The sequence below is a fragment of the Pseudomonas sp. TE12234 genome, from assembly GCF_054061835.1.
Genome location: NZ_JBSSEP010000019.1, coordinates 97,355 through 116,972 on the forward strand (window position 1 = coordinate 97,355; position 19,618 = coordinate 116,972).

17 protein-coding genes are annotated in these 19,618 nt (G+C 58.3%); 8 read left to right on the plus strand and 9 right to left on the minus strand.

What is annotated here, in order from left to right; translation table 11 throughout:
- Positions 1-56 precede the first annotated feature (56 nt).
- Together ACVWYU_RS24800 and ACVWYU_RS24805 are read right to left on the minus strand one after the other, a co-directional pair.
- Positions 57-1,196, minus strand: coding sequence for an FAD-binding oxidoreductase (locus ACVWYU_RS24800; RefSeq protein WP_457373911.1), 1,140 nt, complete (start codon positions 1,194-1,196; stop codon positions 57-59).
- A gap of 1 nt (position 1,197) precedes the next feature.
- On the minus strand, positions 1,198-2,271 hold the full coding sequence (locus tag ACVWYU_RS24805; protein WP_457373912.1) for an aromatic ring-hydroxylating dioxygenase subunit alpha: 1,074 nt from the start codon (positions 2,269-2,271) through the stop codon (positions 1,198-1,200).
- A 159-nt stretch (positions 2,272-2,430) separates the two neighbouring features.
- On the opposite strand from ACVWYU_RS24805, the gene ACVWYU_RS24810 reads away from it, so the two are divergent.
- The gene (locus tag ACVWYU_RS24810; protein ID WP_457373913.1) at positions 2,431-3,369 is read left to right on the plus strand and encodes a LysR substrate-binding domain-containing protein; all 939 of its coding nucleotides are present in this window, start codon (positions 2,431-2,433) and stop codon (positions 3,367-3,369) included.
- Between the two features lie 402 nt (positions 3,370-3,771).
- On the opposite strand, the gene ACVWYU_RS24815 is transcribed toward ACVWYU_RS24810, so the two are convergent.
- Entirely contained in the window at positions 3,772-4,359 is a 588-nt protein-coding gene (locus ACVWYU_RS24815) for a TetR/AcrR family transcriptional regulator (RefSeq protein ID WP_457373914.1), read from the minus strand.
- Between the two features lie 149 nt (positions 4,360-4,508).
- Between ACVWYU_RS24815 and ACVWYU_RS24820 the strand changes: the two genes are divergently transcribed.
- The 5 genes from ACVWYU_RS24820 (at position 4,509) to ACVWYU_RS24840 (ending at position 10,515) form a co-directional block, all read left to right on the plus strand.
- Complete coding sequence (locus tag ACVWYU_RS24820) at positions 4,509-5,609, plus strand: alkene reductase (RefSeq protein WP_457373915.1); 1,101 nt, start codon at positions 4,509-4,511, stop codon at positions 5,607-5,609.
- 50 nt (positions 5,610-5,659) lie between these two features.
- Positions 5,660-6,448, plus strand: coding sequence for an SDR family NAD(P)-dependent oxidoreductase (locus ACVWYU_RS24825; protein WP_457373916.1), 789 nt, complete (start codon positions 5,660-5,662; stop codon positions 6,446-6,448).
- An 82-nt stretch (positions 6,449-6,530) separates the two neighbouring features.
- On the plus strand, positions 6,531-7,400 hold the full coding sequence (locus ACVWYU_RS24830; RefSeq protein ID WP_390955664.1) for an alpha/beta fold hydrolase: 870 nt from the start codon (positions 6,531-6,533) through the stop codon (positions 7,398-7,400).
- 69 nt (positions 7,401-7,469) lie between these two features.
- Positions 7,470-8,468 carry an NADP-dependent oxidoreductase gene (locus ACVWYU_RS24835; RefSeq protein WP_457373917.1) on the plus strand — a complete coding sequence of 333 codons (999 nt, stop codon included), beginning with the start codon at positions 7,470-7,472 and terminating at the stop codon, positions 8,466-8,468.
- Positions 8,469-8,721: 253 nt separating this feature from the next.
- Positions 8,722-10,515 carry an alpha/beta fold hydrolase gene (locus ACVWYU_RS24840; RefSeq protein WP_457373918.1) on the plus strand — a complete coding sequence of 598 codons (1,794 nt, stop codon included), beginning with the start codon at positions 8,722-8,724 and terminating at the stop codon, positions 10,513-10,515.
- On the opposite strand, the gene ACVWYU_RS24845 is transcribed toward ACVWYU_RS24840, so the two are convergent.
- Together ACVWYU_RS24845 and ACVWYU_RS24850 are read right to left on the minus strand one after the other, a co-directional pair.
- Positions 10,502-11,044, minus strand: coding sequence for an ester cyclase (locus tag ACVWYU_RS24845; RefSeq protein ID WP_457373919.1), 543 nt, complete (start codon positions 11,042-11,044; stop codon positions 10,502-10,504). The two genes, ACVWYU_RS24840 and ACVWYU_RS24845, sit on opposite strands and share 14 nt — an antisense overlap.
- Positions 11,032-12,156: an alkene reductase gene (locus ACVWYU_RS24850; RefSeq protein ID WP_457373920.1), complete on the minus strand. Its 1,125-nt coding sequence runs from the start codon at positions 12,154-12,156 to the stop codon at positions 11,032-11,034. The genes ACVWYU_RS24845 and ACVWYU_RS24850 overlap by 13 nt, the downstream gene beginning before the upstream one ends.
- 109 nt (positions 12,157-12,265) lie before the next feature.
- Between ACVWYU_RS24850 and ACVWYU_RS24855 the strand changes: the two genes are divergently transcribed.
- A complete protein-coding gene (locus ACVWYU_RS24855; protein ID WP_457373921.1) occupies positions 12,266-13,177 on the plus strand; it encodes a LysR family transcriptional regulator in 912 nt (303 codons plus the stop codon).
- Between the two features lie 304 nt (positions 13,178-13,481).
- Here ACVWYU_RS24855 and ACVWYU_RS24860 read toward each other — a convergent pair whose 3' ends face one another.
- A complete protein-coding gene (locus tag ACVWYU_RS24860) occupies positions 13,482-14,720 on the minus strand; it encodes a saccharopine dehydrogenase family protein (protein WP_247256834.1) in 1,239 nt (412 codons plus the stop codon).
- A gap of 29 nt (positions 14,721-14,749) precedes the next feature.
- On the minus strand, positions 14,750-15,847 hold the full coding sequence (locus tag ACVWYU_RS24865) for a carboxynorspermidine decarboxylase (RefSeq protein ID WP_090327389.1): 1,098 nt from the start codon (positions 15,845-15,847) through the stop codon (positions 14,750-14,752).
- Positions 15,848-16,186: 339 nt separating this feature from the next.
- Between ACVWYU_RS24865 and ACVWYU_RS24870 the strand changes: the two genes are divergently transcribed.
- Positions 16,187-16,366: a hypothetical protein gene (locus ACVWYU_RS24870; RefSeq protein WP_090323087.1), complete on the plus strand. Its 180-nt coding sequence runs from the start codon at positions 16,187-16,189 to the stop codon at positions 16,364-16,366.
- Positions 16,367-16,595: 229 nt separating this feature from the next.
- On the opposite strand, the gene ACVWYU_RS24875 is transcribed toward ACVWYU_RS24870, so the two are convergent.
- Positions 16,596-17,336 (minus strand): COG4705 family protein, encoded by a 741-nt coding sequence (locus ACVWYU_RS24875; protein WP_390959921.1) that lies wholly within the window; start codon positions 17,334-17,336, stop codon positions 16,596-16,598.
- A gap of 539 nt (positions 17,337-17,875) precedes the next feature.
- On the minus strand, positions 17,876-19,297 hold the full coding sequence (locus tag ACVWYU_RS24880) for an SGNH/GDSL hydrolase family protein (protein ID WP_457373922.1): 1,422 nt from the start codon (positions 19,295-19,297) through the stop codon (positions 17,876-17,878).
- Between the last annotated feature and the right edge of the window lie 321 nt (positions 19,298-19,618).

Here is a 19,618-nt window from a genome sequence, read left to right on the forward strand (position 1 = left end):
TCTTGATTCCTCAGTGCAACGTAAGCAGTCGGCGGTAGGGGCGTGACCGACAAGGATCACTGACGCAAGTCCACCGTCACGGCGGTGGTCGGGCGTGTGCAACAGAGCAGAATGCGGCCGCTTTCAGGGGCATCCAGTGGCGTTTCGAAATACTCGACGGAACCTTCACGGAGGGTGACCTGACAGGTATTGCACAGACCGGCCCGGCAGTTGAATGGCGGCGTCAGACCGGCCTCTTCAGCAAGTTCGAGAAGTGATTGGCAGTTCTGATTCCAGACCACACGGGTGCCCGTCGGAAGAAACTCTACGATCGGTGCACCTTCAGTTGTCCCGGTCGGCGTCTTGGGCTCAGTTACCGCGGGTATTGATAACGTCACTGGTATGACGTCGTCTTCTTCGAGGATGGTCGCAGGGCCGAAGAATTCATAATGGATGCGCTCGCCGGCGATCCCAAGGCTGCGCAACAGGCGCCAGTTCGCCTGCATAAAGAGCCTGGGGCCACAGAGGTAGATGTCGTAGTCATCCAGCGGAAGCAGCTGTTGCAAGGTATCCCGGCTGACCAGGCCCTGGCTGTGAAAGACATCATTGGCCTGGTCGTCGGCATCAGGGTTACGGTAGCAGAAGTGCACGCTGATCCCTGGGCGACGGCTGGCCAGTGACAACACCTCGTCACGAAAAGCATGCACTGCACCATTTTCACAGGCATGAATGAAATACACCGGCCGCGACGAACGATTACTCAGTTGATGAAGCATGCTCAGCATCGGCGTGAGTCCCACGCCACCACTGAACAGCACCACGGGCTTCGAACTCTCTTCGTCCAGCACGAAGGTGCCCGTGGGACCAGCGATCTCGAGTAAATCACCGACCTGCACATGGTCGTGCAGGTGATTCGAGCCTTGGCCTGGCGGCAGTTCGGGTCGGTCGAAAGGTGCAGGTTCGCGTTTGACCGAAATGCGTATGCGCGACCTGTCGTTAGCGTCCCCGGAGAGACTGTAGTTGCGCAGCACCTTGACACCGCCGTCCAGCATGAGGCGAACGATGAGGTACTGCCCCGGGCGAAAGCCAGGGTTGGAAACGCCATCTTCCGCAGTCAGGACGAAGGAGGTGATGACGGCGCTTTCTTGTTTCTTCTCAATCACCCGGAAGGACTTAAAGCCCAAAGAGGAAGTCTGAGGTTGTCGTTGAGTGCCCATCTCATGCCTCCGTCTTTTGTTCCGCAACGTGTCGTTGGGTCAGCGGAATCAAGTTGTCAGGCTGTTCTAGGGCAATCAACTTATCGAGGTTGCGACGAAAACGTAGCGGGCCTGAGTCAGAAGCAAGATCAATGTTGGGTGTGCGCTTGTTCGCCATCCCTTGGTGTATAGCGGCGAGAATCACCCGGTCTTCGCTGAACGCGAATCGCACGTCTTCATCGAACTGGCGCGACACCTCTTCACTGTCCTGGTCGAAGTTACGCATTTGAAACCAGAAGTAGCGGGTGTTCGACTCATCGATCGGAGTCAAAAAGTTATAGGAGCTCATCAGGAAAACCTGATCATGCAGCGGCCCTTCATCAGAGCCGGTTCCCGCAGGGGTGAACAAGGACTTGATAACTGCGTGAGAGGGGTAATGAACTTCGTAGTGCTGCTTTCGGTCGCAGCGGCCTGAAAACTTGACGAACTTGGCATAGAACGGCGCCACTTCAACATCGCGCATCCAGCGAGAAACCGTCACACCGACGTCAGAAATGTCAGTTTTCAGCGGCTCATCTTCACAGGCCGAATTACCGAACGATGTCTGATGAACCCAGGCCACATGCGCTGGATCCAGCAGGTTATCGGTCATATACAAGTAATTGCACTCGACGGTCATGGTACCGCCGCGATTTATGCCCCACGACGGATCACCCCACTCTTCCACCTGGATGATTTTTTCTGGATCAGCCAACTCGAGATCGCCCATCCAGATCCAAATCAAACCGTATCGCACTGCGAGGGGGTAGCTGCGGATCTTGGCTCCTTGTGGGATGCGGCTGCTGCCTGGCGCCCGGACACAGCTACCAGAGCAATCGAAGGTCAATCCGTGATAACCGCATTCAATGTGGTCGCCTTGTTTGCGCCCCATGGATAACGGCAACTTGCGATGCGGACAAGCATCCTCTAAGGCAGCTGGAGTGCCATCGGCCTTACGAAATAACACGATTTTCTCGCCAAGAATCGTGCTTGGGAACAAGCCTTCCCCCAGCTCAGACTCTTCGACAATCACATACCAAGCATTGCGTAAAAACATAGGGGGAATCCTCTTTTTGTTTTTCGTCCTGAGCAAAGCGACGCTTCTGATGGGGTCAGAATACGAGGATATGAATTTTTTAAAAGATGAGGTAAATCGGTTTTTTATTTAGGTTTCCTAAACTAGTATGAGCTAAATTCAGAAGTGGAAGTGAGCGTGATGAACAATCTGCCGTCCCTGCGCGCACTGCAGGTATTTGAAGCTGTCGGTCGTTATGGCGGCATCACCGAAGCCGCCAGGCGACTAGGAATTACGGCCGGCGCGGTCAGCCAACAGATGAAACTGCTCGAAGAAAATCTCGGTTTGAGTTTGACCCTCAAGGTCGGCAACCGTATCCACCTGACCGCTGCCGGGCAGCGCTATCACAAAGGCTGCGTGACTGCGTTCGAGAGCCTGCGCATCGCTCACACGGAGGTCGAGCGCACAAAAAATCCAACGAACATGAGGATAAGTGCAATGCCATCGCTGCTATCCCAATGGCTGGCGCCTTTGGTATTCACCTGGCAGGATCGGCACCCCGAACTGGACGTGTTCCTTGAGGGCTCCTATGAAGAACCCTCACCCGAGGGCTACGAGATCGACTTCCGCTTCACTTATAGCGATCGAGAACACGTAGGAAACGTCGTCGAGCTTTTTCATGATTATGTAGTACCGGTCTGCAGCCCGAACTTGCTCCATGACGATGCGCCGCTGCGGACACCCGCCGACTTGCTCGCTTACCCCCTACTATCCATCGACTGGCTGCCGAAATATGTTTCCCCTCCCTCCTGGCGTGATTGGTTCGCGGCTCAGGACGTGAATTGCTCCGAACTGCGCGATGGTCACCGGGTATTTTCTTTGTCTTACATGGCCGTCCAAGCGGCAGTGCGAGGTCAAGGCATTGCGTTAGGGCAATGCTCGATGATTGGTGAAGAATTGGCCACTGGGAGTTTGATAATCCCCTTTTCCAAAGCGCTTCAAATGCCAACACCTTATTATCTGGTCAGCTCGAAAAGCGCTTATAGCAAGGCTCACTGTCGCGACTTCCATCGCTGGCTGGTAGCTCGAGGTCGCGAGCAAACGACTACGAATGAGCGCCTGTTAGGACTATCCAGCTAGGTCCTGATCAAGAAAGGTATCCATCAGGCACATCAGACATCACGTAGAAAATACTCTGTCGTTGTCTTGCCGTGACTGAAGTCAATAACTGTCTCATTGGGTAGGAGGTGAACGATCCTGAAGAGACACTCCATTATTGATGATCGAGTATTTCAAAACTGGGTTTACCTGAATGCAAGAGGAGAAATCATAGGATCAGAGGCTGACTGCGGCGTCAGTTTTTGACCGTTTTCTACTGTCTGCGAAGGGCCACTTAGGGTCGTTTTCAGCCGGTTGCCACAGACAGACACCGGCCAAAAGTAGCCATTCATGAACCGCAGCTTTTAACCCAAACTTGAGCTTCTGCTCCGAGCATAAAAACCGAAGCTCCACCGAAAACCACGCTTTGAATGAACTGCCCGTCTACACCGCTTCCACTTCATCGACCGGCAACGACGCAAACATTTCAGCGCGGCACACCTCAAGGATCTCATCCGCCAGCATGGAATCATCCGGGCAGGCACGCGACAAAATGATCGCGCCGACAGCACGAGACAGCAGGTCGATCATTTTCTTTCTCCCCTCACCCGCCTCGGCATCCGGCCTCGTCGGATATTTGTCGCCCAGTGTTTGCAGGGTGTGTTCGATCCCTTCGGCAAACGTCGCTTTCAAATCATCGGACTGACGCGCCGCGTCGCCACACAACGCGGCCATGGTGCAACCGCTACCCCGTCCGTCCCGATGTTCCCTCGTCACATAGGCGTCGATGAAGCCCGGAACATCGAGCGATTCAGCACCTTTGAGCGATTTGGAAAGGCTGCTGGCCGAGGCTTCGGCCATCAGGTCGGCCTTCGAACCGAAATGCTTGTAGAAACCTCCGTGGGTGAAACCGGCAGCCGCCATGAGATCCGACACACCGACGCCGTCGAAGCCGCGCTCACGGAACAACTCAGAGGCCGTCTCAACGATGTGCTCCCGATTGGCTTGCGCCTGGGCTTTGGTCACTCTCACGTGCAATACCTCGTGTCCACTGGGAAATCATGCGCCCAATGATACATAGATGTTGGTCATAATCAAAAATGTTGACAGCTTAGATTACGAACATCATCCTAATTGCACGCATAACCGATCTCCATCAACGGGCACGGAAGAAATACCCAATGACCGACCACAATCTGTTCTCCCCTTACACGCTTGGCGCCCTCACCCTGTCGAACCGTGTCGTCCTCGCGCCACTGACACGAAACCGCGCAGGCCAGGGTTTTGTGCCAAGTGAGTTCGCGGCCACCTATTACAGCCAACGGGCCAGCGCAGGCTTGCTGATCAGCGAAGCCACGCAGATTTCCCGACAGGGCCAGGGCTATCAGGACACCCCCGGGATCTACACGCGGGCGCAGATAGATGGCTGGCGCACAGTGACCGATGCCGTCCATGCCAAAGGCGGAAAAATCTTCCTGCAACTGTGGCATGTCGGCCGGGTGTCGCACGTTGATCTGCAAGAAAACGGTGCCGCGCCCGTGGCCCCTTCCGCGTTGCGCGCCGCCACAAAAGTGTTCGTCAACAACCGCTTTGAAGACGTCTCCGAGCCGCGCGCACTGGATATCAATGAATTACCGGGGATCGTCTCCGACTTCCGCCAGGCCGCGGCAAACGCGGTCTCCGCCGGGTTCGATGGCGTGGAGATTCACGGCGCGAACGGCTATTTGCTGGATCAATTCCTCAGGGACAGTGCCAATTTGCGCACCGATGCTTACGGCGGTTCGATTGAAAATCGGGCGCGTCTGTTGCTCGAGGTGACGGCGGCCGTCGTCAATGAAATCGGCGCGGATCGCACTGGCGTGCGCTTGTCGCCGGTATCGCCGGCCAATGGGGTTTCCAGCAGCGATCCGCAGGCGCAATTCAATTACGTCGTCGATCAACTCAACGCCCTCCGCGTCGTTTATCTGCACGTGGTTGAAGGCGCGACCGGTGGCCCGCGTGACGTGGCGCCATTCGATTTCGGCGCCCTGCGCCAGCGTTTCAACAACACCTACATCGCCAACAACGGCTACGACCTGGACCTAGCGATTTCGAAGCTCGCCGAAGACCAGGCCGACCTGATCGCGTTCGGTCGCCCGTTCATTGGCAACCCGGATCTGGTGGAGCGCCTGAAGACTGGCGCCGCCTTGTCCGCCTTCGATCCCGCCACCCTCTATGGCGGAGGTGCTGCAGGTTACATCGACTACCCGACGTTGGCTGAATCGAGCTCTTCCGCAAGCTGAGCAATTCGTGACGCGCTTTTTTTTCACACACATGAAAGAGAGATGACCCCATGAGCACTCGCCCTACCGTTCTCATCACTGGCGCCTCCACTGGCATTGGCGCCGTCTACGCCGAGCGCTTCGCGCAACGCGGCCACGATCTGGTCGTGGTCGCCCGGGACCAGGCACGCCTGGACGCACTTGCAGTCCGATTGCGCAGCGAGCACGGCGTCGCCGTCGAAGTGATTCCGGCAGATCTGACCCAACTCAGCGATCTGGCAACCGTTGAAGCACGCCTGCGCGACGACGCCCGTATCGGCATTCTCGTCAATAACGCCGGCGCCGCTCTCTCCGGCAACTTCGTCGACCAAAGCACCGACAAAGTGGCGCAACTGGTCGCCCTCAACACCACAGCGCTGGTGCGGCTCGCCAGCGCCATCGCCCCACGCCTGGCCAAAGCCGGCGACGGCGCGATCATCAACATCGGTTCGGTGGTGGGCCTGGCGCCGGAGTTCGGCATGTCGGTCTACGGTGCGACCAAGGCATTTGTACTGTTCCTTTCCCAAGGCCTGAGCCTGGAACTTTCACCTCAGGGCGTCTATGTGCAGGCCGTGCTGCCGGCCGCCACCCGCACGGAGATCTGGGATCGCTCCGGCGTCGACATCAATACCTTGAACGAAATCATGGAAGTGGACGATCTGGTGGATGCCGCACTGGTCGGTTTTGATCGTCGTGAGCCGGTGACGATCCCGCCACTGCAGGAAGCTGAACGCTGGGATGACTTGCAGATTGCACGCCAGGGTTTGCTGCAACAAATTCGCCAGTCTGCGGTTGCCCAGCGCTACCAGACCCAACAGTGATCTTTTGGTAGCGAGCACCCGCGCCGGATTCGATGCAGGCGCAAGGCACTGCATCGAATCCGGCGCGCTGTCCGGAGTAGCAATGAACCCAACGAAAACAAATGACCACGCAGGGTCGCACGCGTCATTCATTAACGCGGCGAATCAGTCGATCACGGTCAACGGCATTCCCTTCGCCTATCGCGACATCGGCCCCAAGACCGGCGTGCCCCTCGTACTGTTCAACCATTGGGGCGCTGTGCTGGACAATTTCGACCCCGGGATCATCGATCGCCTGGCACAAACAAGGCGCATCATTGCCACCGACTATCGCGGGATCGGTGGCTCTGGTGGAACCGCGCCACTGACGGTTGGCGAAATGGCTGACGATGCCATCCAACTGATACAGGCACTGGGGTTTGAGACCGTTGACGTGCTCGGTTTCTCACTCGGCGGCTTCGTCGCCCAGGACATCGCCCTGAAGGCGCCGAACCTGGTGCGCCGCTTGATTCTCACCGGCACCGGGCCGGCCGGCGGAACCGGTATCGACAAGGTCGGTTCGGTGACGTGGCCATTGATGATCAAAGCCTTGCTGACCTTGCGCGACCCCAAGTTCTACCTGTTCTTTACTTCGACGCCCAATGGCCGTCGAGCCGCATCGCAGTATTTGCGACGCCTGAAGGAGCGCAGAAAAAATCGCGACAAAGGACCGACGCTCAGCGCTTTTCTACGGCAGTTGAAAGCCATCACCGCGTGGGGCCAACAGGCCCCCCAAGACCTCAAGCGCTTGCAGATGCCGACGCTTATCGTCAACGGCGACAACGACATCATGGTGCCCAGCATTAACTCGATTGCACTGGCCAATCGTATCCCCAACGCACAACTTGTGATTTATGAGGATGCCGGCCATGGCGGCATCTTCCAGCACTGCGCTGACTTTGTGACCAAGGCACTGGCATTCCTTGATGCCTGATCAACGCGACGCAGCAACGCCGAAAAAGCACCGTCTACCCTCATTCCAACCGACAAGAGCCGCACAACGATGAAGGCATTTTTAATTGATCGCTACGGCAAGATTCCCGGGCACATTGGCGAAGTGCCCAGCCCTGCGGTGGGTGCCCACGACGTCTTGATCGAGGTACACGCCAGCAGCGTCAACGTGCTGGATTCAAAGATCAGCAAAGGCGAATTCAAACTGATCCTGCCCTACTCATTTCCGCTGGTACTGGGCAATGACCTGGCGGGCGTCGTGGTTGAGGTTGGCTCGCAAGTGAAACGTTTCAAACCGGGTGACGAAGTCTATGCTCGCCCGCCCGAAACGCGGATCGGGACGTTCGCCCAATTGATCGCCGTGAACGAAAACGCGATCGCACTGAAACCTGCCAATACCAACATGGCTCAAGCCGCGTCCATCCCTTTGGTCGCGCTGACCGCCTGGCAAGTGCTGGTCGAAACCGCCCGACTGAAAAAGGGTCAGAAAGTGCTGATCCACGCAGGCTCCGGCGGTGTCGGCACCCTGGCCATCCAACTCGCCAAACACCTCGGCGCCTTTGTCGCGACCACCACCAGCACCGCCAATGTCGAATGGGTGAAAGCGCTGGGGGCCGATCTGGTGATCGACTACACACGGCAAAACTTCGAAAGTGTCGTGCACGACTACGACGTGGTGTTGAACAGCCTCGGCGCGGACGTACTTGAGAAGTCACTCAAGGTCCTCAAGCCCGGTGGCCAACTCATTTCCATCTCAGGACCACCCACTGCACAATTCGCGCAGGAGCAAGGACTGTCCTGGCCATTGAAGCAAGTCATGCGCCTGCTGAGCCTCGGCATTCGGCGCAAGGCACGCAAGCACGACGTCAGCTACGGGTTCGTGTTCATGCGGGCCAATGGCGCCCAACTTCAACAAATCACCGCGCTCATTGAGGCCGGAATCATTCAACCTGTGATTGACCGTTCCTTCGCCTTTGAATCAACGGCAGAGGCCTTAAAGTACGTCGAGCAGGGACGAGCCAAGGGCAAGGTTGTTGTTACGATCAAATAACTACGCTGCCTGTCGATGAGTCGACCGCAGAGGCTGAGCAACGTTTGCCGCTTCAATATCCGCAGCGTTCACCAAAAAACAGCCGCAGTCCTCGAATTTCGCATGTCAGCAACCACTCCCGGCCCGGTCATTCAGCGCTCCCGCGATCGCCCTTGTCATGAAATGAAAATTCGCTGTCGTGCGATGCGAAATGACCACCCCCGTTGCCCCCTAGAGTCGGTGCAAAACAACAAGACCTGACACGAGGGCCGCCATGAGCAGATCCACCCGAACGAGCGAGACCGCTACCCCCTCCCAGCGCCCTCCGGCGACCGGCCGAAAGCGTCACGCGCGCAAGAATAGCGATCTCCCGGACGACACCCGGCAACAAGAGCTGATCGGCTCGGCAGCCAACCAGACCCTGGCAGGCAATCCGCTGGTCAGCGTACGCGCGGCCGATCTGGCCGGCTCGGCCGGTTACCTGCTCAAGGCCGTGGCCAAGTCGCCGCTCAAGGCTGGCGCGCATCTGGGTGGCTACCTGAAGGAACTGCGCGGCATCGTCGGCGGCAATTCCAGCATCGCGCCGGACCCGAAGGACAAGCGCTTCGCCGATCCGGCCTGGCAATCCAACGCCTTCCTGCGCGCACTGCTGCAGAGTTACCTGGCCGGTCAAAGTGAGCTGACCCGTTTCATCGAATCCACCGACCTGGCCCCGCTGGAAAAGAGCCAGGCACGGTTTGTGGCAGCGCTCCTGGCCGATGCAGTGGCACCGAGCAACTCGCCGCTGACCAATCCGGTGGCGCTGCGCAAGCTGGTGGACACCGGAGGCATGAGCCTGGCCAGGGGCATCCGCCAGTTCGGCGAGGATATGCTGACCAACCGCGGGCTCCCGAGACAGGTCGACAGTACGCCGTTCAAGGTGGGGGAAAACATTGCCACGGCCAAGGGCGCCGTGGTGTTTCGCAACGAGATGTTCGAGCTGCTGCAGTTCGCGCCCACCACCGAAAATATCTATGCCCGGCCCCTGGTGATGTCGCCGCCGCAGATCAACAAGTACTACGCCATCGACCTGTCGCCGGAAAAAAGCCTGATCCAGTGGATCCAGGACAGCGGTGTGAACCTCTTCATCATCAGCTGGCGCAATCCCACCCGTGAGCACCGTGACTGGGGCTTGTCCGATTACGCGCTGTGCCTCGACCAGGCGGTGGACGTGGCGCGCAGGATCACCGGTAGCCCGGATGTGAACATGTGGGGCTCCTGCTCGGGCGGCATCACCCTGGCGGCCTACCTGGGCTGGCTGGCGGCCCGTGGCGAAGGCCACAAGGTAGCCAATACCAACTGGGCGGTGTGCGTGCTCGACATGCCCTCGGCGCTGGACGACACCACCCTGGGGCTGTTCACCACCCCGTCCGCCCTGCGCGCGGCCAAAGCCAGCTCCCGGCGCAAGGGCGTGCTGAGCGGCCAGGGCATGGCCCGCATGTTCGCCTGGATGCGGCCCAACGACCTGATCTGGAACTACTGGGTCAACAACTACTTGCTGGGCAATAAGCCACCGGCCTTCGACATTCTCGCCTGGAACAACGACACCACGCGCCTGCCCGCCCAACTGCACGCGGACTACCTCGACCTGATCCAGCAGAACCCTTACAGCAATCCGGGCACCCTGGAGATTGCCGGCGAGTCGATTGACATGACCCAGGTGCAGGTGGGCGCCTACGTGGTGGGCGGTACCACCGATCACATCACCCCCTGGCAGGGCTGCTACGGCACTGCCCGGCTGTTTGGCGAGGACACAATCTACGTGCTGTCCAACGCCGGCCACCTGCAAAGCCTGGTAAACCCGCCGGGCAACCCCAAGTCGTTCTACTATGCCGCGCCTGCCGCCGCCGAGACCCCGGAAACCTGGTTGCAAAACGCCGGGGAACGCCAGCCAGGCAGCTGGTGGCCGCACTGGCGCGAATGGATCGGGCAGCGCTCGGGCGACAGCCGGCCGGCGCCCAAGAAGCTCGGCTCGCGCAAGTACCCGCCCCTCTGCCCTGCACCCGGCACCTATGTCATGGAGCGATAACGCCTATCTGTTGCAGGAACGTCAGGTTGTCCTCCAGGTGCCAGTTTTCGGCGATCCTGCCGTCGGCGATGCGGTAGATGTCGGTGGCAATGAAATTCACCGCCTGACCCTGGCCTTTCACGCCGTTGAACGTGCCGGTGAAGTGCCCGGTGAAGCGCAGGAACGACACCACCCGATCGCCGCTGACGATCATCTGCCGGACTTCGCAGTTCAGGTCGGGCACCGCCGCGTGGAACGCGGTAGACGCCGCCAGGGGCCCGGCGATGCCCTGTGCGCGTCCCGGCGGCAAGGCGCGATCCATGAAGTCGGGCGCCAGTGCCTGGCGGGCCAGCGCCGGATCGCCGGACGACCAGAACGTGGCGTAACGCCGTGCCGCGAGGGTCTGCGCCTGGACCTGTTCAGGTTTGGCGCCGGGATCGGCAATCAGCACCTCGGGGGTGATCAGTGTGGGTTCTGCGGCGACTGCCTGTTGGCCCAGAACCGAAGCAGTAACAGCGGCGGCCAACAGGCCATTGATCAGCAAGCGCATGGGGTTTCTTCCGTGGTGATGGCGGGGTAATCGCTGTAGCCCTTGGCCGTGCCGCCGAACAGCGTGGCGGGATCAAGCAGGGCCAAAGGCAGGTCCTGCGCCAGACGCAGGGGCAAATCCGGATTGGCCACAAAGGGTCTGCCGAACGCCACGAGGTCTGCGTAGCCCTTGCCGATGACCCACTCGGCGCGAGCCCGGTCGTAGTTGCCGGCGACGATGATCGGGCGAGTGAAGCGCTGGCGAATCGCCTGACGAAACGACTCGGTGAACACCGGTGCATCGTCCCAGTCCGCTTCGACCAGATGCAGATAGCCGATGCCCTTGGCCTGCAGGTACTCGGCCGCTTCAAGTATGGTCAGGAGGATGTCCGGGCAAGCCATGCCACGGGCGGTCAGAAAGGGAGCCAGGCGGATCGCCGTGCGTTCGGCCCCGACTTCATCGCTGACCGCGTCGACCACTTCCTTGAGAAAACGCAGGCGGTTGCTGCGCGAGCCGCCGTATTCATCGGTCCGCGTATTGGACGTGGTGCGCAGGAACTGATCCACCAGATAGCCATTGGCGCCATGGATCTCCACGCCATCGAAACCGGCCCGTATCGCCCGGCGCGCGGCCTGACGAAAGTCGTCGACGATCTGAGCGATCTCAGCCTTGGTCAGCGCGCGAGGCGTCGGGCTATCGAACATGCCGCCCTCCCCCGTGACCGGATCGACTTTCCAGATCTGTCCTTCAAAGGGTTCGGCGGACGGCGCCACTGGCAGTGCGCCCTGATGGAAGTCCGGATGGGACAAGCGCCCCACGTGCCACAGCTGCAGGAAGATGCGACCGCCCTCGGCATGCACCGCCTCGGTCACGCCCTGCCAGCCTTGCACCTGCGCTTCGGTGTGGATGCCAGGGGTAAAGGAATAACCCTTGCCCTGCGGGGATATCTGCGCCGCCTCGGTCACGATCAAGGCCGCCGATGCACGCTGCGCGTAGTACTGCGCGTTGAGGCTGTTGGGGATGTCACCGGGCTGGCTGCTGCGCGCCCGGGTCATGGGTGCCATCACGACCCGGTGAGGGGCATTGAGGCCGGCGAAGGCGATGGGTTCAAACAACGTTGAAGGGGTCGTCATGGTGAGCGTTCCTGAGCCAAATGAAGTGGATGGACTCAGTCTGCGACTACTGATCGGATTTGATAATTAGGCTAGTCTTTGATGGATTTTCAAAAATACTGGAACAATGATGGACAACCTCGAAGCCATCCGCCTGTTTGTCGAAGCGGCCCAACTGGGCGGGCTCTCAGCTGCGGGGCGCAAGCTGGGGCTGTCGCCAGCGGCCGCCAGCGCCCGTTTGATCAAGCTCGAAGCTTCGCTGGCCACTCGCCTGTTCGAGCGCACTACCCGCCAGCTGAGGCTGACCGATGAGGGGCGGATTTACCTGCAACATTGCCGCCAGGCGTTGCAGGCGCTGGACGATGCGCGAGCGGCGCTGTCGGCGGAGAAAAAGGAAATCCGCGGCAAGATCCGGGTGTCCGCCACCTCGGATTTCGGCCGACATGTGCTGAATCCCTGGCTCGATGAATTCACCACCCGCTATCCCCAGGTCGTGCCGGCGCTGCTGCTGTCCGACTCGCTGTCGCACCTGATCGCGGACGATGTCGATCTGGTGATCCGCTTTGGCGTGCCGCCGGACAGCTCATTGATCGCCCGCCCCCTGGCCACCAATCGCCGCATCCTGTGCGCCGCGCCGAGCTATCTGCAACGCAAGGGCACGCCTGAGCATCCGCAGCAGTTGGCCGATTTCGATCACATTGTCGCCGGCCAGTCGGGCTGGTCCAGCGAATGGCGCCTGCACCGTGGCGAGGAAGTGATGCTGTTCAAGGTGCCTCTGGAAGCTGCACGCGAGACCAACGACGGCGCGTTGGCCCGCCAATGGGCGATCGACGGCCACGGCATCGTCCTCAAATCAATCTGGGACGTGAGCGCGGACCTGGCGGCGGGACGCTTGAGTCTGGTGCTGCCGCAATGGCAATCGGACGAAGCCCCCGTGTACGCGCTCTACCCCCGCAGCCGCTACCTGGCGCCACGGGTACGGGCATTGCTGGATTTCTTGTGCGAACGGTTCGAACAAGCCGCGCGTGCGACTGCTTTGTAAAGGACTGGGATTGTGTCCGTGGATATTTCCCCCAGTTCATTTCTTCGGTCACGGTTCCCATGCCTGCCGCCTGGGCCACTGTGGAAAGACCGCTGTTGTCTGCCTCGACCTGGTCGACGACCGACAATTTAAAAGCCAGCGTGTAATTTCGCTGACTGCGCTTCGTGCCAGGATCTATTGCACCTTCCTGAAAAGAAGTCAGAAGGTGTAAACCTTATTCGGAGCGGGACAAAAAACGAAAAAAGCCGCTCAGTGAGCGGCTTTTTTTTGGAGCGGGCAATGAGGCTCACAGGCTAAGTGAACTTCAGGCGTTCCAGGGACGGTCTCCATTCTCGTCCTTGATGCGGGTCGGGAGGCCCATCATGTCCAGTGCCGTGAGGAACGGCTCAGCCGACAGCTCCTCGACGTTGACCATACGTTGCACGTCCCACTCGCCTCGGGCGACCAGCAGCGCTGCGGCCACCGGCGGCACGCCAGCCGTATAGGAAATGCCCTGGCTGTCGGTTTCCGCAAAGGCGTCTTCATGATCGGCCACGTTGTAGATGAACACCTCGCGCGGTTGTCCATCCTTGGTGCCCTTGACCAGATCGCCGATGCAGGTCTTGCCGGTGTAGCCGGGTGCCAGCGAGCTCGGGTCAGGCAGCACGGCCTTGACCACTTTGAGCGGCACAACTTCCAGGCCTTCGGCGGTCTTGACCGGTTGCTCCGAGAGCAGGCCGAGGTTCCTGAGCACGGTGAACACATTGATGTAGTGCTCGCCGAAACTCATCCAGAAACGCACGTTGGGCACGTCGAGGTTTTTCGACAGCGAGTGCACTTCATCGTGGCCGGTCAGGTACAGGTTCTGCGCCCCTACGACCGGCAGGTCGTCGGTGCGTTTGACTTCGAACATGGTGTTGCTGGTCCACTGGCTGTTCTGCCAGCTCCAGACCTGTCCGGTGAATTCGCGGAAATTGATTTCCGGGTCGAAATTGGTGGCGAAATACTTGCCGTGGGAACCGGCATTGACGTCGAGAATGTCGATCGAATCAATGCGGTCGAAATACTGTTGTTGCGCCAGCGCGGCGTATGCGTTGACCACACCCGGGTCGAAACCCACACCCAGAATGGCGGTGATGTTCTTCTGCTTGCACTCTTCGAGGTGGTTCCACTCGTAGTTGCCATACCAGGGCGGCGTCTCGCAGACCTTGCCCGGCTCTTCGTGAATGGCGGTGTCCAGGTAGGCCACGCCGGTATCGATGCAGGCACGCAGCACCGACATGTTGAGGAACGCGGAACCGACGTTGATGACGATTTGCGATCCGGTTTCGCGGATCAGCGACTTGGTCGCTTCGACATCCAGGGCGTTCAGCGCGAAAGCCTTGATGTCAGCAGGCTGTTTGAGGCTGCCCTTTGCCTTGATGCTGTCGATGATGGCCTGGCATTTGGAGATGTTGCGCGACGCGATGGCAATACGACCGAGTTCGTCGTTGTGCTGCGCGCACTTGTGGGCCACCACCTTGGCGACACCTCCTGCACCAATGATAAGAACGTTCTTTTTCAATTGCGTTATCTCTCCTTTATCTGTCCGATTTACGAAAGGCTGGACAGGTAGTCTTCATAACCAAATTCGCGAACCACTTCGACTGTACCGTCGAGTTGTTTCACAACGATGGATGGCATTTTCAGGCCGTTGAACCAGTTCTTCTTGACCATGGTGTAACCCGCAGTGTCGATGAACGACAGTCGATCGCCGATGGCCAGCGGACGATCAAATTGGTACTCGCCGAAGATGTCCCCGGCCAGGCACGACTTGCCGCACACCATGTAGGTGTGATCACCCTCGCTCGGCGCCAGCTTGGCGTTGAGGCGATAAATCAGCAGGTCAAGCAGATGGGCTTCGATGGAGCTGTCCACCACCGCCAGGTGCTTGCCGTTGTAGAGGGTGTCGAGCACAGTCACTTCCAGCGAGGCGCTGTTGGTGATCGCCGCTTCGCCCGGCTCCAGGTAGACCTGCACGCCGTACTTTTGCGAGAACGCCTTGAGCCGCGCGCAGAACGCGTCCAGCGCATAGCCTTCACCGGTGAAGTGAATGCCGCCGCCCAGACTGACCCAGTCGACCTTGTGCAGCAGCTCGCCGAAGCGCTCTTCGATGGTGCACAGCATTTGGTCGAACAGGCCGAAGTCGCTGTTCTCGCAGTTGTTGTGGAACATGAAACCGGAGATCTGGTCGATGACACCTTCGATCTTCACCGGGTCCCACTCACCCAGACGGCTGAACGGGCGCGCCGGGTCGGCCAGCAGATAATCGGAGCTGCTCACTTGCGGGTTGACCCGCAGACCGCGGATTTTGCCTTCTGAACGCTTGGCAAAACGTTGCAGCTGGCTGATGGAATTGAAGATGATCTTGTCGCAGTTCTCGAGCATCTCCTCGATCTCGTCGTCGGCCCAGGCCACGCTGTAGGCATGGGTCTCGCCTTCGAACTTCTGCCGACCGAGTTTGAGCTCGTACAGCGAAGACGACGTGGTGCCGTCCATGTATTGCTGCATCAAGTCGAACACTGACCAGGTCGCGAAGCACTTGAGCGCCAGCAAGGCCTTGGCTCCGGACTGTTCGCGCACGTAGGCGATCTTCTGCATGTTGACCAGAAGCTTCTGCTTATCGATGAGGTAATAGGGTGTTTTGATCATTTTCAGAGCCTCCGGCGGGGCCTGCCAAAAAAGGACACGCATTGTGCCTTCACCGACCACATATCGAAAGAGCGAAAAGTGCAGTTCACGCACTGAGTCATTTTAGAGCCATGCATTCATTCAGTCTTTCAATGCCCGCCCATCCGTGCGCGTTGCAGTCACGGTAGAGATATCGGATTGAGCAGCCGTATTAGTTTGCCCCTTCCAGAACGTTCAAGAGCTCAACGAACCGGCCCGTATCAAATCACCTTGAAACTCCCGATATAGAGCCTCCGATACATTTTGAATCATCTAAAAAGTGCGCTAACCTCCGCCACTTCGACAGCAAAGGGTTTGCAAATGAAAATCACTATTGAGACCAATGAGCAAGGAAGCGCCTGCAAAGTCTGGCTTGGCGAGACGGCTGTTTCATTCCCCAGCCTGGAGGACGCCAAAGCCTACATTGCCCAACTCGAAGAACGGATAGAGGCGGCCGCACATACTTTTGCCCTGGATGCTGGAAATCCACAGGTCAGATAAGCCTTTCATCAGCGGGCGCTGAGGCACCAAACGCCCCGTCAGTCACTTCAACTCGACGTTGCGCTCGGTCCTCGCAGCAGATTTTCTTCTGCAACGTAATCGTCCTGGCACGCCCGCAGCCATGTAACCTGGAAAGCAGAAAGCCCGCGTAAGCGGGCTTTCTGGTCAACTGCCAAGGTCCAGCTATCGCTATCACCTCACACCGGTAACGGCCTACGCCTATCAGGCGTTAACCGTACACTGCTTCCACTCGGCGGGCTTTTGCGGCGAAGGCCACCAGGACTACCAAGACCGCGGCAAGTACCAACGAGGATCCTACGGTGCCAAAGTCCAGACCACCTTTTTCATGGGGCTTGGTCAGGAAGTCGCCAAGGGTTGCACCGAAGGGCCGAGTGAGAACAAACGCCACCCAGAACAACAGCACGCCGGAAATACGGGTGTAAAACTTCGCCAGCACGACGGCGATAATCGCCGAACCGATCAACAGTGCACCACCGGCAAAGCCCAGGCCCGAGTCATCCGCCAGATAGTCACCCAGCGCCGTACCCAAGGTGTTGGAAATCAGAATGGCCGTCCAGTAGAACAGCTCACCCTTGGTGGTGTGGATGCTGTCCACTGACAGGCTTTTTTCGCTCAGGCGCCAGACGGCAAAAATCGTGATCAGCAGGCTGATGAGAATCAGCGAGCCCGAGGCATAGCCCAAGCCGAGGGTGCGGTCCATAAAGTCCGACATTGTCGTACCCGCGGTACTGGTGGAAAGAATCACGATCCAGTACAGCACCGGATTATGACGCCTGGAAAACAGCTGCAAGCCAAGCGTCACCACAAAGGCACTGATCAGGATCAGCGAACTCATGGCGTAGCCCACATTCAGGGTCATGGACAGCAGGTCACCGGCGGTTTCGCCGAGGGTGGTGGCACAGATTTTCATAACCCAGAAAGCCAGGGTTATTTCCGGCAGCTTGTTCAGATTGATATGGGTACTCATTAAGAAAACACGTTCCTGATCAGATAAGGGTATATGGGTATCACGCTGAAGAAACAGCCATGAGTCATGTAGGGAGACAACCCGCAGCAGTACCGCAATGTTGGGCGGGCGCAGGTTGCATAGCGAAAGGTCAAAAAACAGTTAAACCAAAATAAAAACTCTATTTAGCAGGAGTCGCTCCTGGAGCCGGGTTCACACGATCATTGAATTGAAGTTTGAGCATAAAAACGCATAGCCTTTTACTCATCGCATCACTTCGTCATGGAACCAGCGTTGTCCCCCGGTTTTTTGATCGGGACAAGCGATGCTGAACTTGCGCGAAAGAAAAGATACAAGGCAATACTTAGCTGAGACTGAGGGCTACCGACGTGTCAGCCCAAGGTGCCATTTCGGGGAAAACTGCGAAGTTGCAATCCATATGACCACCTGTTTGCTTCGCCCCAGTCATCTGCATTCGTTATGACCACCGGCTGCATCGGAAGCTGTATGCACGGACGCTTCTCGTCCGAGCGGCGTGATTATCAGTCAACAAGCGGTGGCCGATAAGCGCGCAATTCCGAAATCGCTGGCGTATCAGAAGGAACCGTTAACTCGATAACGTGATGCGTATTGGGGAGGCCGGTTGCCAGTACATGACGCTGCTGCACCGAGCCATTTGCCAGAGCAGTCGGCAGCTCGTCTGCGCAGACGAAGCGTCGCTCCCATTGAAAGCTTTGTTCCTCCTCGAGACCTTTACCGGAGATCGCCTTGGCATAGGAAAGGTTCCAGGCGCCCGGCTGTATGGTGACGTTTCCCGAGCGCGACGTGAAAACATCCTTGCCCGAGCCGCTTCCCTCTTCCCCTGTACGAGCGCTCTGGACGTCGAAGTCGAAATTTTCTTGCGAACTGTCGAGATTCCGTACCCGAAGCGTCCAGATATCCGCTTCTCGATAAGACAGGCGGACGTCGACTTTTGTCAGGGCCGGCCAATCAGGAACATTCGTCAAACGCGTCACGCGGCTGGTCTGCCAGCAGCCGTCCAGATCGCGCGGGTCCTTTCCGTCGATTGTGAGACTCACTTTTCCGTCCAGGGGCCCCGCGGCGATGAGTTCGGCGCGGTTCCCAAAAAACTCATAACGGGTCTTTTCGCCAGGGACCGGCGGATTAAAACTCCGAACCTGGCCGGAAGTGCTCCAGCCATAGTTTTGAAAACGATCCCCGAGTTCCTCGACCCAAGAGGTGAACAGGTTAGCCATGAGGGTCCACCCCTCGGCGTTGGGGTGCGGGGGATCGGCGAGAAGATCGGCTATTTGAAGATTATGTTCCTGCAAATAGCTATTCCAGCGCTGTCGGCGCGGTTCCAGTGCAAGGTCATATTTCGCCGCCAGGGCGGGTTCCCAGACACCCGACATGAACTCCTCCCAGTTCCTTTGCTTGAACCAGAAATGGCCCACACAGCCCTCGGGCGGCGACCATTGAAGATGAAAGCCAGCGTCACACACGGGTTCAAGCGGATTTACGACGTGGTCGGTTTGAATGATGATGTCGGCCGCCGTCTTTGAGCGAAGGGTCCGTATGATTCGTTCGTAGGCCCGGTGATCGCCGTAAGCGTGGAAAACGATCAGATCGGGATAGACTTCCTCCACATCGCGAGCAACCGCCTGCTCCAAGAGAACGGCACCCCATCCCCCCAGAGCGAGGTTGCGGTAATCGAAGGCCACGTCGGGATATTTGGCTCGCAACGTCGCAATGGCCTGGTCGGTCCATTTCGGCGTACTGATCGACTGCCCGTAGAAAAGTATTTTCAGGACCTGCGGCTGCTCTGGTGTTGCTGAACGAATAATTGACAACGAACGGCCAATCGCCTGACCAGGATCGGGAGGCGCCGGCTCTGCGGATACGGGTAGAAAGCAGCTTGTAAGCATTAGACTTAAAATGACGACACGATCAACTTTCCGCCACATCAAAACCCCACATGTAAATAGCTAATCGGACGCACAACCTGGGTTCTGTAAGAAATGCTGTCACAGGAGTGTATCGGACATTACTGCTAGCGCCATGTGGCGGTGAGTGAAAGGTGTGTTGGCTGGACGCCTACGAAGCTTCTCCCTCTTAAATGAACTAAAGCGCCTACACTCAAGGCGTCAGCCTTTCTTGTGGTTGAATCTGAACCTGATCAAGGAAGCTTGACGAGTGCATATATGGATCTTCTTGAAAGAGGGCTTTCGGCCGATTGCGTTGAAAAAACCGGTGCTTCCAGACTGCCCTCGTACTGACTGCTGACA

Coding starts and splice junctions, on each gene's coding strand:
- ACVWYU_RS24855 (WP_457373921.1), top strand. CDS start 12,266: ATGGACAACCTCGAAGCCATCCGCCTGTTTGTCGAAGCGGCCCAACTG.
- ACVWYU_RS24820 (WP_457373915.1), top strand. CDS start 4,509: ATGACCGACCACAATCTGTTCTCCCCTTACACGCTTGGCGCCCTCACC.
- ACVWYU_RS24825 (WP_457373916.1), top strand. CDS start 5,660: ATGAGCACTCGCCCTACCGTTCTCATCACTGGCGCCTCCACTGGCATT.
- ACVWYU_RS24830 (WP_390955664.1), top strand. CDS start 6,531: ATGAACCCAACGAAAACAAATGACCACGCAGGGTCGCACGCGTCATTC.
- ACVWYU_RS24840 (WP_457373918.1), top strand. CDS start 8,722: ATGAGCAGATCCACCCGAACGAGCGAGACCGCTACCCCCTCCCAGCGC.
- ACVWYU_RS24810 (WP_457373913.1), top strand. CDS start 2,431: ATGAACAATCTGCCGTCCCTGCGCGCACTGCAGGTATTTGAAGCTGTC.
- ACVWYU_RS24845 (WP_457373919.1), bottom strand. CDS start 11,044: ATGCGCTTGCTGATCAATGGCCTGTTGGCCGCCGCTGTTACTGCTTCG.
- ACVWYU_RS24800 (WP_457373911.1), bottom strand. CDS start 1,196: ATGGGCACTCAACGACAACCTCAGACTTCCTCTTTGGGCTTTAAGTCC.
- ACVWYU_RS24865 (WP_090327389.1), bottom strand. CDS start 15,847: ATGATCAAAACACCCTATTACCTCATCGATAAGCAGAAGCTTCTGGTC.
- ACVWYU_RS24850 (WP_457373920.1), bottom strand. CDS start 12,156: ATGACGACCCCTTCAACGTTGTTTGAACCCATCGCCTTCGCCGGCCTC.
- ACVWYU_RS24870 (WP_090323087.1), top strand. CDS start 16,187: ATGAAAATCACTATTGAGACCAATGAGCAAGGAAGCGCCTGCAAAGTC.
- ACVWYU_RS24835 (WP_457373917.1), top strand. CDS start 7,470: ATGAAGGCATTTTTAATTGATCGCTACGGCAAGATTCCCGGGCACATT.
- ACVWYU_RS24805 (WP_457373912.1), bottom strand. CDS start 2,271: ATGTTTTTACGCAATGCTTGGTATGTGATTGTCGAAGAGTCTGAGCTG.
- ACVWYU_RS24880 (WP_457373922.1), bottom strand. CDS start 19,297: ATGTGGCGGAAAGTTGATCGTGTCGTCATTTTAAGTCTAATGCTTACA.